12 protein-coding genes are annotated in these 15,457 nt (G+C 71.4%); 8 read left to right on the forward strand and 4 right to left on the reverse strand.

Annotated features, from left to right (window positions below):
• Positions 1 to 12 precede the first annotated feature (12 nt).
• From ACE3TA_RS07435 to ACE3TA_RS07460, 6 genes are all read left to right on the forward strand, one after another.
• On the forward strand, positions 13 to 684 hold the full coding sequence (locus tag ACE3TA_RS07435) for a response regulator transcription factor (RefSeq protein WP_374572400.1): 672 nt from the start codon (positions 13 to 15) through the stop codon (positions 682 to 684).
• A gap of 49 nt (positions 685 to 733) precedes the next feature.
• The gene (locus ACE3TA_RS07440) at positions 734 to 2,035 is read left to right on the forward strand and encodes an ATP-binding protein (protein ID WP_374572098.1); all 1,302 of its coding nucleotides are present in this window, start codon (positions 734 to 736) and stop codon (positions 2,033 to 2,035) included.
• 186 nt (positions 2,036 to 2,221) lie between these two features.
• Positions 2,222 to 2,467 (forward strand): hypothetical protein, encoded by a 246-nt coding sequence (locus ACE3TA_RS07445; RefSeq protein ID WP_374572100.1) that lies wholly within the window; start codon positions 2,222 to 2,224, stop codon positions 2,465 to 2,467.
• 167 nt (positions 2,468 to 2,634) lie between these two features.
• Positions 2,635 to 3,279 (forward strand): cyclic nucleotide-binding domain-containing protein, encoded by a 645-nt coding sequence (locus ACE3TA_RS07450; RefSeq protein WP_374572102.1) that lies wholly within the window; start codon positions 2,635 to 2,637, stop codon positions 3,277 to 3,279.
• Entirely contained in the window at positions 3,276 to 5,015 is a 1,740-nt protein-coding gene (locus ACE3TA_RS07455) for an adenosylcobalamin-dependent ribonucleoside-diphosphate reductase (RefSeq protein ID WP_374572104.1), read from the forward strand. The genes ACE3TA_RS07450 and ACE3TA_RS07455 overlap by 4 nt, the downstream gene beginning before the upstream one ends.
• A 106-nt stretch (positions 5,016 to 5,121) precedes the next feature.
• Positions 5,122 to 5,580, forward strand: coding sequence for a DUF3775 domain-containing protein (locus tag ACE3TA_RS07460; RefSeq protein WP_374572106.1), 459 nt, complete (start codon positions 5,122 to 5,124; stop codon positions 5,578 to 5,580).
• A 40-nt stretch (positions 5,581 to 5,620) separates the two neighbouring features.
• Here the strand turns inward: ACE3TA_RS07460 and ACE3TA_RS07465 are convergent, their stop codons facing one another.
• Positions 5,621 to 7,774, reverse strand: coding sequence for a malate synthase G (locus ACE3TA_RS07465; protein ID WP_374572108.1), 2,154 nt, complete (start codon positions 7,772 to 7,774; stop codon positions 5,621 to 5,623).
• 183 nt (positions 7,775 to 7,957) lie between these two features.
• Positions 7,958 to 9,370, reverse strand: a complete 1,413-nt coding sequence (locus tag ACE3TA_RS07470; RefSeq protein ID WP_374572110.1) for a short-chain fatty acyl-CoA regulator family protein — start codon at positions 9,368 to 9,370, stop codon at positions 7,958 to 7,960.
• A 153-nt stretch (positions 9,371 to 9,523) separates the two neighbouring features.
• On the opposite strand from ACE3TA_RS07470, the gene ACE3TA_RS07475 reads away from it, so the two are divergent.
• Positions 9,524 to 11,116 carry an isocitrate lyase gene (locus ACE3TA_RS07475; RefSeq protein WP_374572112.1) on the forward strand — a complete coding sequence of 531 codons (1,593 nt, stop codon included), beginning with the start codon at positions 9,524 to 9,526 and terminating at the stop codon, positions 11,114 to 11,116.
• Positions 11,117 to 11,180: 64 nt separating this feature from the next.
• Here the strand turns inward: ACE3TA_RS07475 and ACE3TA_RS07480 are convergent, their stop codons facing one another.
• On the reverse strand, positions 11,181 to 12,452 hold the full coding sequence (locus tag ACE3TA_RS07480) for a DUF3422 domain-containing protein (RefSeq protein WP_374572114.1): 1,272 nt from the start codon (positions 12,450 to 12,452) through the stop codon (positions 11,181 to 11,183).
• A 210-nt stretch (positions 12,453 to 12,662) separates the two neighbouring features.
• Between ACE3TA_RS07480 and ACE3TA_RS07485 the strand changes: the two genes are divergently transcribed.
• Positions 12,663 to 14,342 (forward strand): hypothetical protein, encoded by a 1,680-nt coding sequence (locus ACE3TA_RS07485; RefSeq protein WP_374572115.1) that lies wholly within the window; start codon positions 12,663 to 12,665, stop codon positions 14,340 to 14,342.
• Between the two features lie 19 nt (positions 14,343 to 14,361).
• Here ACE3TA_RS07485 and ACE3TA_RS07490 read toward each other — a convergent pair whose 3' ends face one another.
• Positions 14,362 to 15,456, reverse strand: a complete 1,095-nt coding sequence (locus tag ACE3TA_RS07490; protein WP_374572117.1) for a chemotaxis response regulator protein-glutamate methylesterase — start codon at positions 15,454 to 15,456, stop codon at positions 14,362 to 14,364.
• Between the last annotated feature and the right edge of the window lies 1 nt (position 15,457).

The raw sequence follows: 15,457 nt of genomic DNA on the forward strand, positions 1-15,457 counted from the left end.
CCCCCGCCGCCGCTGTCCCTGCTCATCGTGGAAGACGACGAGGCCGCCGCCGAGCACGTGCGCGAGGCCCTGGTCGAGGCGGGCCACGACGTGGTCGTCGCCGCCGACGGGCCGGCGGCCCTGGAGCTGGGCGGGCGGCGGGCCTTCGACGTGCTGATCATCGACCGGATGCTGCCCGGAAAGGACGGGCTGTCGCTGCTGCGTGAATTGCGCGGCCTGGGCGTGGACGCGCCGGCCCTGTTCGTCACGGCGTTGGGCGCGGTGGCCGACCGGGTGGCGGGCCTGGAGGCGGGGGGCGACGACTATCTGGTCAAGCCGTTCGCCTTCGCCGAGCTGAAGGCGCGGGTGCAGGCGCTGGGGCGGCGGCGCACCAACGCGCGGCCGGCCACGCTGCTGCAGTTCGCCGACCTGACCCTGGACCGGGTGCAGCGGGAAGTGCGGCGCGCGGGCGCGGTCATCGACCTGCAGCCGCTGGAGTTCCGGCTCTTGGAGTTCCTGCTGCTCAACCTCGGCCAGCCGGTCACCCGCAAGATGCTGCTGGAAGAGGTCTGGGGCTTCCGCTTCGACCCGCGGACCAACATCGTCGAGACTCACCTGAGCCGTCTGCGCGGCAAGATCGACCGCGCCGGCGGCGAGCCGCTGATCCGCACCATCCGGGGCGCGGGCTATGTCATCGGCGGCTGACCGCGCCGCGCGGCGCTGGTCGCCGGCCGACTTTTGGCGGCGTAGCGGCGTGCGCCAGATCATCCTGCAGGCCCTGATCATGGTGGCGGCCTTCAGCGTGGCGGGCGTGCTCACCCAGGCCGCCATCGCCCGGCTGAACGAGGAGGGCGTGCGCCGCCAGGTGCAGGGCGAGGCCGCCTCCATGGTGGACGAGTGGCGCCAGAAGGGCGCGGACCACCTGCCGCACACCATCCGCAAGCGCGCGCGGCTGTGGCGGGGCTTCGAATACAGCCTGGCCGCCCCGGACGGGCGGCTGATCGAGGGCGACCCGCGCATCGCGCTGACCGGCGCCGGCTGGCGCGACGTGGCCAGCGGCGAGAGCGGGACGATCCTGACCTACACCCAGCGCCTGCCGAACGGCTCGTGGCTGTCGGTGGGCCAGGACCAGGCGGTGGAGCGCCGGCAGATGCAGGCCGTGGCGCGGGCGCTGTGGCTGTGCGGCGGGGCCGGCGTGCTGCTGGCGCTCGGCGCCTCCTACCTCCTGGCCCGGCGCACCTGGCGGCGCGTGGACCAGTTGGCGCGCACCGCGGCCCTGGTTTCGGCGGGCGACCTGGAGGTGCGCGCGCCCCTGCGGCGGAGCGCGAAGACCGACGACGTCGACGACCTGGCGCGGGACTTCAACGGCATGCTCGACCGGATCGTGCGGCTGGTCGGCCGCGTGCGCCAGGTGACCACGGACGTGGCCCATGACATGCGCACGCCGCTCACCCGGGTGCGCCATCGCCTGGAGCGGCTGGAGACGGCCGCCGCCGACCGGCCCGACCTGGCCGAGGCCGTGCGGCAGATCGACGGCGACCTGGCCGAGATCCTGCGCACCTTCGACGCCATGCTCCAACTGGCCGACATCGAAAGCGCCGGCGCCCTGCCGGGCACGACCGACCTGGCCGATGTGGCCGCCCGCGTGGCCGAGGCGTTCCGGCCCGATATCGAGGAGAGCGGCCGCTTCCTGGAGACGCGGCTGGGCGAGGCCAAGGTCGCCGGCGACGCCGACCTCCTGGCCCAGCTCGTGGCCAATCTCCTGGAGAACGCCATGCGGCACACCCCGCCCGGCACGCGGATCACGCTGGACGTGGACGAGGCCGGGGGCCGGCCGCGGCTGTCGGTGACCGACGACGGGCCCGGCGTGCCGGCCGATCTGCACACCGCCGCGCTGGCGCCGTTCGGCCGGCTGGAGGCCAGCCGCAGCACGCCCGGCAGCGGACTGGGCCTGTCGATCGCCGCGGCGGTGGCCATGCGCCATCGCGCGCAACTGTCGCTGTGCGACGCGCGGCCGGGGCTTCAGGTGGTCACGGTGTTCCCCACGGCGGCCTAGGCCGTCCATTGCGGGCGGGCCAGATTTTCCCGTCGAAACATGCGGTTGGGGTTTAGACCTCGCAGCTCGCTGGAGGCGCGCGCTGCATGGCGGAACGGGTGCGACGGCGCCGACTTGATCGCGGTCAAGGCGGCGTCGCGTGGTCCTGTCTTGATCGAGGCCGCCCTCCGGGCGGGAGAAGCGGACATGGCTGAACAAGACGAGTCACCGGCGGCCGGCGCGGACGAGGTGCGTCACCACTGCGGCGACCTGGTCGACTGGAAGCTCAACGCCATCCTCGAGGCCAAGCCCACCGTGCGGGACCTCGCCGCCGCCATCGCCTGGGCGAGCGGACAGGACGAGGTGGGGCAGGAGGGCGCGCCGCTCTCCGGCGTCGCCGCCGAGGTCTACGACATCCTGATGTCCGACGAGGACTTCGACGAGACGCGCTGAACGCGTCGTCCCTATCCGCCCTTCCGACGGTCAACTCGCGCTCCGGTTGGCCGCCAATTCGACTCGCCTTTGGCGTGAGCTTGCACTCCGTCGCGGAACCTGCCCACGATAGATGCATATTGCTGCTCGAACGAATTGGCTCTGGTTGCTTGAGTGGGAGGACGGCCGTGGCCGCTCAGGGGCGCGATTTCGAGGGGGTGAACCGGTGGCGCATCTCGGCGCCCAAGGATCGGGTCATCTACGATGAGGGCGAGCCGGCCTCGGCTTTCTACCAGATCGAGACCGGCTGCGTCCGCCTGCAGGTCAACCGCGAGGACGGCCGCCGGCAGATCCTGGCCTTCCTGCTGCCCGGCGACATCTTCGGCGTGCAGTGCGATCCGACCCGGCGCGTGGCGGCCGAGGCGGTGGTGCGCACCGACATGACCTGCTTCCACGCCTCGCTCTCGCAGGCCGGCGCGTTCGGCTCGGGCGCGGCGGTAGGCATGGCCTCGGCGCTATGCGACCTGGCGTCGGGCTTCGCCACCCACGTCATGGGCCTGTGCCACGCCAGCGCCGAGAGCCGGGTGCGCTGGTTCCTCGGCTGGGCCGCCGCCCAGGGCTCGATCAGCACCGGCGACGATCGGCTGGAACTGCCCATGAGCCGCCGCGACATCGCCGACTTCCTCGGCCTGACGCCGGAGACCCTCAGCCGGACGTTCAGCCGGCTCGAGGCGCTCGGGGAGGTGGAGGTGCAAAGCGCCAGGCGCCTGGTGCTGCGCTCGAAGCGCCGGCCCGTGAAGCGCCGGGACGGTCGCCGCCTCGACGCCGCATGAGCCCGCGCGCCGCGCCGGCGTTCAATCGCGAGGCCGCCGACTTCGTCTGGCGCGCCAAGTACCGGCGGGACGGCGAGGAGGACGTCGCCGACACCTGGCGGCGGATGGCCCGCGCGGTCGCCTCGGTCGAGGCCGATCCGGAGACCTGGGCCGCGCGCTTCGGCGAGGCGCTGGACGGCTTCGCCTTCCTGCCGGGCGGGCGCATCGCGGCCGGCGCGGGAGCGGACCCCGAGGCCGTGCTGTTCAACTGCTTCGTCCTGCCGGGGCCGGGGGCCGATCTCGGCGAAGCGCTCTCGGCGCTGGGCGAGACGGTGGCGACCTTGCGCGCCGGCGGCGGCGTGGGGATCGACCTGTCGGCGGTTCCGCCGCGGGGAACCGGGCGTCCGGCCTCGCCGGGTCCCGTCGCCTACCTGGAGCTGTGGGACGCGGCGAGCCGCAGCCTGTTGGCCGACGCGCCGCGCCGGGGTGCGATGATGGGCGCCCTGAGCTGCCGCCACCCGGACGTGGCCGCCTTCGCCGAGGCCAAGGCCGCGCCCGGGGCGCTCTCGCGCTTCAACCTGTCGATCGCGATCAGCGACGACTTCATGGCCGCCGTCCGCGCCGGCGCCGACTGGACCTTGCGGTTTCCCGCGGGAGAGCCCTGGGCCGGCGGCGTCGCCGGAGCGGAGGCGGGCGTGGTGCGGGCGCGGGACCTGTGGGACCGCATCCTGCGCTCGGCCTTCGAGACCGGCGAGCCGGGCGTCCTGTTCGTCGATCGGATCAACCGGGCGAACGCCCTTGGCTGGCGCGAGCGGATCGCGGTGACCAACCCGTGCGGCGAAATCCCGCTGCCGGACTACGGCGCCTGCGACCTGGGCTCGCTGAACCTGCCCGTCTTCGTGCGCGCGCCGTTCGCCGATGAGGCGCGGCTCGACCTGGACGCCCTGGCGCGGGCCGCCGCCACGGCCGTGCGCTTCCTGGACGACGTGATCGACCTGTCGGCCTATCCCCTTGAGCCGCAGCGCGCGGCGGCGCTGGCGTCGCGGCGCGTCGGCCTGGGCCTGACCGGCCTGGGCGACGCCCTGGTGATGCTGAACCTGCGCTACGGCGAGCCCGCCTCGCTATCGCTGGCCGGCGAGATCATGCGCACGATCCGCGACGCGGCCTATCGCGCCTCTGCGGCGCTGGCGCGCGAGAAGGGGCCGTTTCCGCTGTTCGACGCCGAACGATATCTCGGCGGCGAGTTCGCCGCGGCCCTGCCGCCGGACATCCGCCGCCAGATCGCCGACCACGGCCTGCGCAACAGCCACCTGCTGGCCATCGCGCCGACCGGCTCGATCAGCCTGGTGGCCGGGGCGGTCTCGACGGGCCTGGAGCCGATCTACGCCAGGACCCAGATGCGCCGCATCCTGGGGCGCGACGGCGCGCCGCGGGAGTTCCGGCTGGTCGATCCGGCGCTGGCGCTCTGGCGGCGCACGCGCGGCGACACGGCGGGCGAGCCGCCGGCGATGGTCACCGCACACGAACTGTCGATCGCCGCGCACCTGGACATGCAGGCGGCGCTGCAGCCCTTCGTCGACAACGCGATTTCCAAGACCGTGAACGTCGCGCCGGACCTTCCCTTCGCCGCGTTCGCGGACATCTACGATCAGGCGTTCGACCGGGGACTGAAGGGATGCACGGTGTTCCGCTCCGCCGGCGGCCCGGCCACGCCGCTTGGCGAATGCGCGCCGGAGCAGGGAGCGTGCGCCCGCTGAGCGGGCTTCGGGCGGCGCGGCGCGGCCCGGGCGCGGTCTTGACGAAGGTCAATGCCCCTCGCCGGATGAGGGGAAGATTGGCCCGATAGAATGCAGGGAGGTGCGCGTGCCGGAACTAGATCCTGAACTGACCCTCAATCCAGAGACGGCGTATTTCATTGTCCTGAAGGCCCGCGAGTTCGAGGCCAAGGAGGAGGAGGTCGATCCGGACGACGCGTCGAATCCCACCGACGACCAGGATATCGACGTGCTGGAGTTCCAGGCCGACGACGCCACCACCGAGGAGCTGTCGGAGGCGGTCAACGACCTCAACGAGGACGAGCGGCTGGACCTGATCGCGCTGAGCTGGATCGGCCGCGGCGACTACACCTTCGACGACTGGGCCGCGGCCCGCGACGACGCCCGCCGCATCCCCAGGTCCGAAGCGGCGCGCTACGTGCTGCAGCACCCGCTGTTCAGCGAGGACCTGGAAGACGCCCTGAACCAGCTCGGCTATTCGCTGGAGGACTACCTGGACGGCGGCGAGGAGGCCGATCAGCCGATCCTGGGGCCCCAGACGGACTGACCGGGCCGACCGGCCGGGTGGATCGGCCGGGGCCGGCGCCTCAGGCGCCGGCGACCTGCGCCTTCCGCTCGCGGCGGCGGCGCGTGAGGATGTGCTCGGTGTAGCCGTTGGGCTGGATGCGGCCCTCGAACACCAGGTCCAGCGCCGCCTGGTAGGCGATGGAGGCGGCCGGGTCCGGGCTCATCGCGGTGTAGGCCGCGTCATCGGCGTTCTGGGCGTCGACCACCTTGGCCATGCGCGCGAAGGTTTCGCGCACCTGCGCCTCGGTGCAGACCCCGTGGTGCAGCCAGTTGGCGATGTGCTGGCTGGAGATGCGCAGGGTGGCGCGGTCTTCCATCAGCCCGACGTCGTGGATGTCCGGCACCTTGGAGCAGCCGACGCCCTGGTCGATCCAGCGCACCACGTAGCCGAGAATGCCCTGGGCGTTGTTGTCCAGCTCCTGCTGGATGTCGGCGCCGTTCCAGTTGGACTTGGCCAGCGGCGGGGTGAGTAGCTCGTCCGTGCCGGTCTTCGCGTGCGCGGCGGCCATCTGCGTCTGCAGGGCCGGCACGTCGACCTGGTGGTAGTGCAGGGCGTGCAGCGTGGCGGCGGTGGGCGAGGGCACCCAGGCCGTGTTCGCGCCGGCCTTGGGGTGGCCGATCTTGGCCGCCAGCATGTCCTTCATCATGTCGGGGGCGGCCCACATGCCCTTGCCGATCTGGGCGTGGCCGGGGAAGCCCGCCGCCAGGCCGATCTCGACGTTGCGCTTCTCGTAGGCGGTGAGCCACGGCTCGGCCTTGATGGCGTCCTTGCGCATCATCGGGCCGGCTTCCATGGCGGTGTGGATCTCGTCGCCCGTGCGGTCCAGGAAGCCCGTGTTGATGAACACCACCCGGTCCTTGGCGGCGAAGATGCAGGCCTTGAGGTTGGCGCTGGTGCGGCGCTCCTCGTCCATGATGCCGATCTTGACGGTGTTGCGGGCCAGGCCGAGGGCGTCCTCGACCAGGTCGAACAGGCGAACCGCCAGGGCCACTTCGTCGGGGCCGTGCATCTTCGGCTTCACCACATAGACCGAGCCGGTCGTGCTGTTGCGGCCCGCGCCCTTGATGTCGTGCATGGCCGCGGCGACCGTGATCAGGGCGTCGACGGCGGTCTCGTAGACCGGCCCGCCGTTCAGGCGGACCATGTCGGTCATCATGTGGTGGCCGACGTTGCGCACCAGCAGCAGGCTGCGGCCTTTCAGGGTGAGCGAACCGCCCGCGGGGGCGGCGTAGGTGCGGTCGGCCTCCAGGCGGCGGGTCTCGGTGCGCCCGCCCTTGGCGAAGGTGGCGGCCAGGTCGCCCTTCATCAGGCCCAGCCAGTTGCGGTAGACGCCGACCTTGTCCTCGGCGTCGACGGCGGCGACGGAGTCCTCGCAGTCCTGGATGGCGGTGAGCGCCGATTCCACCAGCACGTCGGCGACGCCGGCCGGATCGTCCTTGCCGATGTTGTGCGACCGGTCGACCTGGATCTCCATGTGCAGGCCGTTGTGCTTCAGGAGCACGCCCTCGGGCGCCTCGGCCGAGCCGCGCCAGCCGGCGAGCTGGGCCGGGTTCGCCAGGCCGGCGGTGGAGCCGTCCTTCAGGGCGACGGCCAGGGCGTCGCCCGCGATCGCATAGGCCGTCGCGTCGGCGTGGGAGCCGGCCGAAAGCGGCGCGACGCTGTCGAGAAGGGCGCGCGCATAGGCGATCACCTTGCCGCCGCGGACCGGGTCGTAGCCCTTGGAGGCGGCCGGCGGCTCCAGCGCGTCAGTGCCGTAGAGGGCGTCATAGAGGCTGCCCCAGCGCGCGTTGGCCGCGTTCAGGGCGTACCGTCCATTCGAAACTGGAACCACGAGCTGCGGGCCGGCGATCTTGGCGATCTCCGGGTCGACCCCGGTGGTGCCGATCGCGAAGTCGGCGGGTTCAGGCAGCAGATAGCCGATCTCGCGCAGGAAGGCGGTTTCCTCGGCGACGTCGAAGGGCTTGCCCTTGCGCTCGATCCACCACTTGTCGATCAGGGCCTGCAGCTCGTCGCGGCGGGCTAGGAGGGCGGCGTTCTTCGGCGTGAAGTCGGCCAGCACCGTCTCCAGGGCGGCCCAGAAGGCCGCGGGCGCCACGCCCGTGCCGGGCAGCAGCTCCTGCTCCACGAAGCCGTGCAGAAGGTCGTCGACGGAAAGGGCGCTCGTCAGGTCCATTCGCGTACCAATCTTTCGAAAAGGTGCCTCGGGGGCTTGCCGCCGCCGCGACCAGCCTTGTCATGGGCGCGCTTTACTGCACGGAAACGCGCGCTTTTGAAGTCCCCAGGCCGCAGATTCTTTCGCGGCGAGATACTTGGTCCAAGGCGCGCGCAGGACGCAGCGCGGGCGCCGCCGGGCGCCTCAGTTGTCGGAAAATCCGAAGGGCGTGCTGGTGCGCCGGATGTCGTCGGGCAGGATCTGGCGGCCGATCGGCGGGGCCGAGCGGGCGGTGCATTCGGTGCGGTGGCAAAGCCGGCAGGTGACCCCGATCGGCGTGGCCGAGTCCGGGCCCGGGCCGTCCTGGGTGTAGATCAGCTTGTGGGCGTGCTCGGCCGCGCAGCCGAGGGCGATGGCCCGCTCCACCTTCGGCGCGCCCCAGGCGCCGCCGCCGGCCGTGACCGTGCGGGCGACGGAGAAGAACCGCTGGCCGTCGGGCAGCTCCAGCCACTGGGTGACGATCTCGCGCGGGGTGCGGAACGCCTGGTGCACGGTCCAGAGGGGGCAGCCGCCGCCGTGGCGGGCGAAGGGAAAGCCCGCCCCGTCCAATCGCTTGGAGACGTTGCCGGCCGGATCGACGCGGATGAAGAAGAACGGCACCCGCTCCTGGCCGGGCTTCTGCAGGGTGGTCAGGCGGTGGGCCACCTGCTCGAAGCTGGCGCCGAACTGGCGGCCCAGGGCCTCCAGGTCGTAGCGCCGGGTCTCGGCGGCGCGGGCGAAGGCGGAGTAGGGCATCAGGATCGCCGCCGCCGCGTAGCTGGCCAGGGCGCGGCGGGTGAGGCGCTCGCCGCTCTCGGTGGCGAAGGCGCCTCCGCCGAGGGCCGCGTCCACCTCCTCGCGCATTTCCAGGTAGGCGATCTGCAGGGCGAGCTGGAACATCTGGCTGGCGGTGTCGAGGCCGTCGTCCAGCAGCACCTCCTTGCGGTGGTAGTCGAGCCGGCGCACCGAGCCGACCATCACGGTGGAGGGCAGGCGGCGCACGCGCAGGCCGTGGCGCGACTTCAGGTAGCCGAAGATGTTCTCGTGGCCGCCGATGGCCTGGGCCAGGCGCTCGGCCGCGTCGTCGAGGCTGGGGAAGCTGTTGCGCCGGGCGGCCAGGAAGCGGCGGGACTCGGCCACCGGATCGGGCGCGTCCGTGCTGCGCGCGCCGGTGGAGCGGGCCTCGGCGCCGCGGTCGGCCAGGGCGAGCTGCTCCTCCTGGTAGGCGGTGTAGAGGCGCAGCAGGGCGTCGACGATGCCCGGGAAGTTGGTGGAGATGTCGGCGGTCTCCAGCGCCGGCACGTCGATGTCGGCGAACATCGGGTCCTTCAGCACCGCCTGCAGCCGGGCCGCTTCCTCGGCCCCGCCTTCGCCGGCCAGCGAGGCCACGTCGATCTTGTAGGTCTGGGCCAGGCGCAGCAGCATTTCCGCGCTCAACGGGCGGTGGTTGCGCTCCAGAAGGGCGATGTAGGACGGCGAGACCTCCATGTCGGAGGCCATGTCGGCCTGGGTCAGGCCGAGGTCGCGGCGCAGCCGCCGCAGGCTGGGGCCGACGTATAGGCGTCGTTCGGACGGCATTTTCGCCTCACTCGCGAAAAGTCAATTCCTTACAACCTTACACGCATTTCCTGTAAAGTTCGACATCTGAACTTCGCGGCGACTCCACACGGCCGTGGCGCGGGGTGTAGGTCGCCGGTCAAACCTCCCCCCGCCTGATCGAGGACGCATCAGATGGCCTATCAAGACCACATCATCGAGATGAGCCAGCTCATCAAGAGCAAGAACGGAACCTGGGACGGCATCAACGCCGAGTCCGTGGCGCGCATGCGCCTGCAGAACCGGTTCAAGACCGGCCTGGAGATCGCCAAGTACACGGCCGACATCATGCGCAAGGACATGGCGGCCTACGATGCGAACCCGGCCAACTACACCCAGTCGCTGGGCTGCTGGCACGGCTTCATCGGCCAGCAAAAGCTGATCTCGATCAAGAAGCACTTCAAGTCGACCGACCGGAAGTACCTGTACCTGTCCGGCTGGATGGTCGCGGCGCTCCGCTCCGAGTTCGGCCCGCTGCCGGACCAGTCGATGCACGAGAAGACCTCGGTGCCGGCGCTGATCGAAGAGCTCTACACCTTCCTGCGCCAGGCCGACGCCCGTGAGCTGGGCATGCTCTTCCGTGATCTGGACGCCGCGCGCGCCGCCGGCGACAAGAAGAAGGAAGACGCGATCATCGACCAGGTCGACAACTTCCAGACCCACGTCGTTCCGATCATCGCCGACATCGACGCCGGCTTCGGCAACGCCGAGGCGACCTACCTCCTGGCCAAGAAGATGATCGAGGCCGGCGCCTGCGCCATCCAGATCGAAAACCAGGTGTCCGACGAAAAGCAGTGCGGCCACCAGGACGGCAAGGTCACCGTGCCGCACGAGGACTTCCTGCAGAAGGTCCGCGCGGTCCGCTACGCCTTCCTCGAGCTGGGCGTCGACAACGGCGTGATCGTCACCCGCACCGACTCCCTGGGCGCGGGCCTGACCAAGCAGATCGCCGTCAGCAATGCGCCGGGCGACCTGGGCGACCAGTACAACAGCTTCCTGGACTGCGAAGAAATCACCCCGGAAAACGCCAAGAACGGCGACGTGGTGCTGAACCGCAACGGCAAGCTGCTGCGTCCGAAGCGCCTGCCGTCCAACCTGTTCCAGTTCCGCGAAGGCACGGGCGAAGACCGCTGCGTGCTCGACAGCATCACCTCGCTGCAAAACGGCGCGGACCTGCTGTGGATCGAAACCGAGAAGCCGCACGTCGAGCAGATCGCCGGCATGATGGACCGCATCCGCGAAGTCATCCCGAACGCCAAGCTGGTCTACAACAACTCGCCGTCGTTCAACTGGACCCTGAACTTCCGTCAGCAGATCTTCGACATCTGGGCCAAGGCCGGTAAGGACGTCTCCGCCTACGACCGCGCCAACCTGATGAGCGTGGAGTACGACGGCACCGCCCTGGCCGCCGAAGCCGACGAGAAGATCCGCACCTTCCAGGCGGACGGCGCCAAGCGCGCCGGCATCTTCCACCACCTGATCACGCTGCCGACCTACCACACCGCGGCCCTGTCGACCGACAACCTGGCTAAGGAATACTTCGGCGACGCCGGCATGCTCGGCTACGTCCTGAACGTCCAGCGTCAGGAAATCCGCCAAGGCATCGCCTGCGTGAAGCACCAGAACATGGCCGGCTCCGACATGGGCGACGACCACAAGGAATACTTCGCCGGCGAAGCGGCCCTGAAGGCCGCCGGCGCCGACAACACCATGAACCAGTTCGCCTGATCGGCCGACTGAACCTATCTCCAGCCTGACGAGGGCGGTCCGGGCATCCCGGGCCGCCCTTTCTTTATGCGTGCTCGTCGTCCTCGCCGTGGATGCGCTTGACCCGGCGGCGCAGGTAGATCCAGACCACGGCCAGAACCACCGGCAGGGCGAGCGCCTCGACCAGGTCGATCTCCACGCCCATGGCCGGGGCGAGGGCGCGGATCACGTAGGCGATCAAGGACAGCGCGTAGTAGCTGACCGCCACAACCGACAGGCCCTCGACCAGATGCTGCAGGCGAAGCTGCCGCGCGCCGGTCCGCTCCATGGAGCGCAGCAGCTCCACGTTCTGGGCCTGCACGGCCATCTCCACACGGGTGCGCAGCAGCGAGGTGGCCCGCTCGATGCGCACGGCCAGCGACTCCAGCCGAGCGACGAAGGAGGCGCAGGTGCGCGTGGCCGGGAACAGGCGCCGGTCGATGAAGTCGTCGAGCTTCTGGAAGCCGGGAATACAGCCGCATTCCAGCCCGTCCAGCCGGTCCTGGACGATCTGGGCGTAGGCCGCCGTCGCGCTCATGCGGAAGGCCGTGGCGTCGATCACCGCCGCCACGCGCGCCGACAGCGCGCAGAGCTCGTCCAGCAGGGCCTTGTCCGCGGCGCCGGTGGCCAGGCGCCGGGAGATGTCGACGAGCTCAGCCTCCAGGGCCGCCAGGGCCGGCGCCTCGGCCTGCACCACCGGCAGGCCCAGCAGGGCAAGGTTGCGATAGTTGCCCAGCTCCTGCAGCCGCTGGACCAGCCGGCCGAGGTCGGCCGGCGTCACGTCCCCGGCGGCGACCAGCAGGCGGCCGAAGCCGTCGTCATGGATGCGGTAGTCGGACCAGATGCGCGCCGCGCCGATCGTGCAGCTCACCAGGTCCGGCTCGCTGAACTCCAGCGTCCCGGCGATCCGGGCGGCTTCCTCCTCGTCGCCGACGACGCCGACGCGCACGGCGCGCACCACCTGGCCCGGCGCGCCGGCCAGCCAGGCCAGGGCGTCCTCGTCGCCGACCTCGCCGGCGAAGGGATTGGCCTGCCGATGGGGCAGGATGGCCGTCATGGTGGAGGCCTCGCTGTGGCGCTCCCAGAGGAACTCGGCGCCGCCCGGCGCGTGGCCGCTGACATGGCGGTCGTCCAGGCTCAGCGCCCCGGCGTCGACGCCGGGCATGGCCGTCACGTGGGCGAACTCGGCCTCGCGGTCGGTGGGCTCCACCAGCCGCACCACCTGGATCATCTGCACGCCGGCGCCGAGCGGCGGCATGCGGCGCATGTGCATTTCGGAGACGACCCGCGCGCGCAGCGGGTGGTTCTTCAGGGGCATCGGCGCCTCCTCGGCCGGGGCGCGCCGACGACGCGCGCGTGCGGAGGGTCGGAACGGATCATCATGGAGAACACCATTCTCCGAGACGGGCCGCGCGCCCTTGACGCCGCTCAATTCGCCGCAGGCGCCGGCCCCTGAACAGCCTTCGCCTTTACCTGACCTTTGGACATCGCCGGGCATAAGGGGGCAGTCGCGTAACACGGCGGTGCAATGACTTTCAGATCCTCTCTTGCCCTGGCGGACGAGTTTGCGTCCGCCGCCTTGGACAACGCCCAGATCAACGCCGAGCTCGATGCGGCGCGGCGGGCGGTGGAGGGCCGTTTCCTGGCGGCTGGCGACGTGCTGTCGCAAGCGGTGGACGGGGTGAGCAAGCTCATCCGGTCGCTCGAAGCGCTGGCCAACACCCTGGAGCCGACGACGGTGGAGGCCACCACAGGGGAACTGCACGGCGCGGCGGACAAGCTGATGGCGCTGCCCGAGCGGCACGGCGCGCGGCGCGAGCTGATCCAGCGGATGACCGGCGTCGGCGCCGAGCTCGGCGGCTGCATCGACGACATGCGGCGGGCGCTGGCGTACCTGCGCACCTACGCCATCAACATCAAGATCACCGCGGGCGGCATCGCCGCCGCGCGCAGCGAGTTCGACGTCTTCACCCAGGAGGTGCAGGACCGGATCGAGCATGGCCGCGGCGCGCTCGGCGCGTTCGACGCCGCCCTCTGCCGGCTCTGCGACGACCTGGCCGAGGCGCTCTCGCAGGAGCACGACCTGGCGCGCCATTGCGAAGGCCTGGTGCCGAGCGTGCCCAACGGCCTGAGGGCCAGCGCCCAGGACATGGTCGAGCACCACGGGCGGATCGCCCAGGCGGCGGCCGACGTCGGCGCGCTGGCGCGCGAGGTTCAGAAGAAGGCGGGCGGCGTGCTGGCCGCGATGCAGGTGGGCGACATCACCCGCCAGCGCATCGAGCATGTTCAGCAGGCGTTGCAGACCGCAGCGCAGGCCGGCCCGCTGCCGGCCGAGGCCATGGGCCGGCTGGAGGCGTTCGTCTACCGGATGCTGGCCGCCCAGCTCGGCGCGACGGCGGACGACTTCGAACGCGACGTGGCGCGCATCGGCGCCAACATGGCCGGCATGGCGGCCGACGCCGCCGAGATCCTGCGGCTGCGCGACCTGGCCTTCGGCCGCGCGGGTGACGGCGACAGCTTCCTGCAGCGCATGGAGGCCCACGTAGGCCAGGCGCTGGAGCTGGTGGGGCGGCTGGCGACCGCCGACCAGGCCGCGCTGGAGGTGGGCCGGTCGGCCGCCGCGGCCGCGGGCGAGCTGACGGCCAAGGTCGCCGACCTCCTGTCGATCAAGACCGACGTCCAGCAGATGGCGCTCAACGCCACGCTCAAGTGCAGCCGCATCGGCGATCCGGGCAAGCCGCTGGCGGTGATCGCCGTGGAGCTGCGCCAGCACGCGGGCCACATGGAGACCTTTTCCCAGCAGGCCCTCGGCGCGCTGGAGGGCATGTCGCACGAGGCCGAGACGCTCGCGGCGAGCAACGCGCTGGAAGGCGGCACGGACGGCGCCGACGCGGCCCTGTCCGAGGCCGGCGCGCGGCTGCACGGCGTGGGCGAGGCGGTCGAGGCTGACCTGGCGGAGCTGGCCGCCCAGGGCGAGGCCGTGGTCGAGGCCCTGCGCAGCGCCGCCGCGCGGCTCGATTTCCATGGCGAGATCGGCTCGATCATCCGCCAAGCCGCGTCGGCGATGGCCGAGCTCGGCGGCGGCGAGGCCCCGCACGTGGACGACATCGCCGAGCCGCTGGGCGAGGTGATGGAGACGATCGCCAAGACCTACACCATGGCCAGCGAGCGCGAGGTGCACCGCGCCTTCGCCCAGGGCCTGGCCTAGGGCGCGGGCGCCGGCCCGGTCAGCGGGCCGCCGCGCGCAGGATTTCCTGGGCCAGTTGCGGCAGGCCGACGATGCGGTCCACGCAGCCGCGGGCGATGGCCTCCTTGGGCATGCCGAACACCACCGAAGTCGCCTCGTCCTGGGCGATGGTGCGCGCGCCGGCGTTCTTCATCTCCTCCAGCCCCCGGGCGCCGTCGTCGCCCATGCCGGTCATGATCACGCCCACGGCGTTGGAGCCGGCCGAGCGCGCGGCGGAGCGGAAGAGAACGTCGACGGAGGGGCGGTGGCGCGAGACCAGCGGGCCGCTCTTGACCCGCACGTAGTAGTTCGCCCCGCTGCGCTCGACCATGGTGTGCATGTTGCCGGGCGCGATCAGCACGCGGCCGCGCAGCACCGCGTCGCCGTCCTCGGCCTCCTTGACGTCCACCTCGCACAGGCTGTCCAGGCGGCGGGCGAAGGAGGCGGTGAAGGTCTCGGGCATGTGCTGGACGATCACCATCCCCGGTGCTGCGACGGGCATGGCCTCCAGCACCTCGCGCAGGGATTCGGTGCCGCCGGTGGAAGCGCCGATGCAGACGATGGTCTCGGTGGTGCGGGCCATGGCGCGGCCGCTGGGCGGCGGCAGCATGGCGTCGGCGGTGAGCTTCTTCTCGGGCGAGCGCACGGGCGACAGGGCAGGGGGCGCGCCGCGCCGCCGCTCGATGCGGGCGACGGCGGCGGCCTTGACCGCGTCGCAGATGCGGATCTTGGCCTCGACCAGGTGCTCGGCGACGTCGATCTTCGGCTTGAGGATGATGTCGACGGCGCCGGCCTCGAGCGCCTGCATCAGCGTTTCCGAGCCGTCCTCGACCAGGGACGAGCACATCACCACCGGCACCGGGTGCTGCGCCATCAGCTTGCGCAGGAAGGTGATGCCGTCCATCCGCGGCATCTCGACGTCCAGGGTGATGACGTCGGGGATCTCGTCGCGGATGCGGCGGGCGGCGACATAGGGATCGGAGGCGACGCCCAGCACCTCGATCTGCGGGTCCGACTCCAGGATCGACGCCAGGGTCTGGCGCACGGTGGCGGAGTCGTCGACGATCAGGACGCGGATCTTGCGGGAGACGGGCACG

Origin of the sequence: Phenylobacterium sp. (assembly GCF_041916435.1) — a bacterium.
In the GTDB taxonomy this organism is placed as follows: domain Bacteria; phylum Pseudomonadota; class Alphaproteobacteria; order Caulobacterales; family Caulobacteraceae; genus Phenylobacterium.

Excerpts from the sequence above, each read along its gene's own strand:
- ACE3TA_RS07445 (WP_374572100.1), top strand. The coding sequence starts at position 2,222 with ATGGCTGAACAAGACGAGTCACCGGCGGCCGGCGCGGACGAGGTGCGT.
- ACE3TA_RS07455 (WP_374572104.1), top strand. The coding sequence starts at position 3,276 with ATGAGCCCGCGCGCCGCGCCGGCGTTCAATCGCGAGGCCGCCGACTTC.
- ACE3TA_RS07465 (WP_374572108.1), bottom strand. The coding sequence starts at position 7,774 with ATGGACCTGACGAGCGCCCTTTCCGTCGACGACCTTCTGCACGGCTTC.
- ACE3TA_RS07470 (WP_374572110.1), bottom strand. The coding sequence starts at position 9,370 with ATGCCGTCCGAACGACGCCTATACGTCGGCCCCAGCCTGCGGCGGCTG.
- ACE3TA_RS07475 (WP_374572112.1), top strand. The coding sequence starts at position 9,524 with ATGGCCTATCAAGACCACATCATCGAGATGAGCCAGCTCATCAAGAGC.
- ACE3TA_RS07480 (WP_374572114.1), bottom strand. The coding sequence starts at position 12,452 with ATGCCCCTGAAGAACCACCCGCTGCGCGCGCGGGTCGTCTCCGAAATG.
- ACE3TA_RS07485 (WP_374572115.1), top strand. The coding sequence starts at position 12,663 with ATGACTTTCAGATCCTCTCTTGCCCTGGCGGACGAGTTTGCGTCCGCC.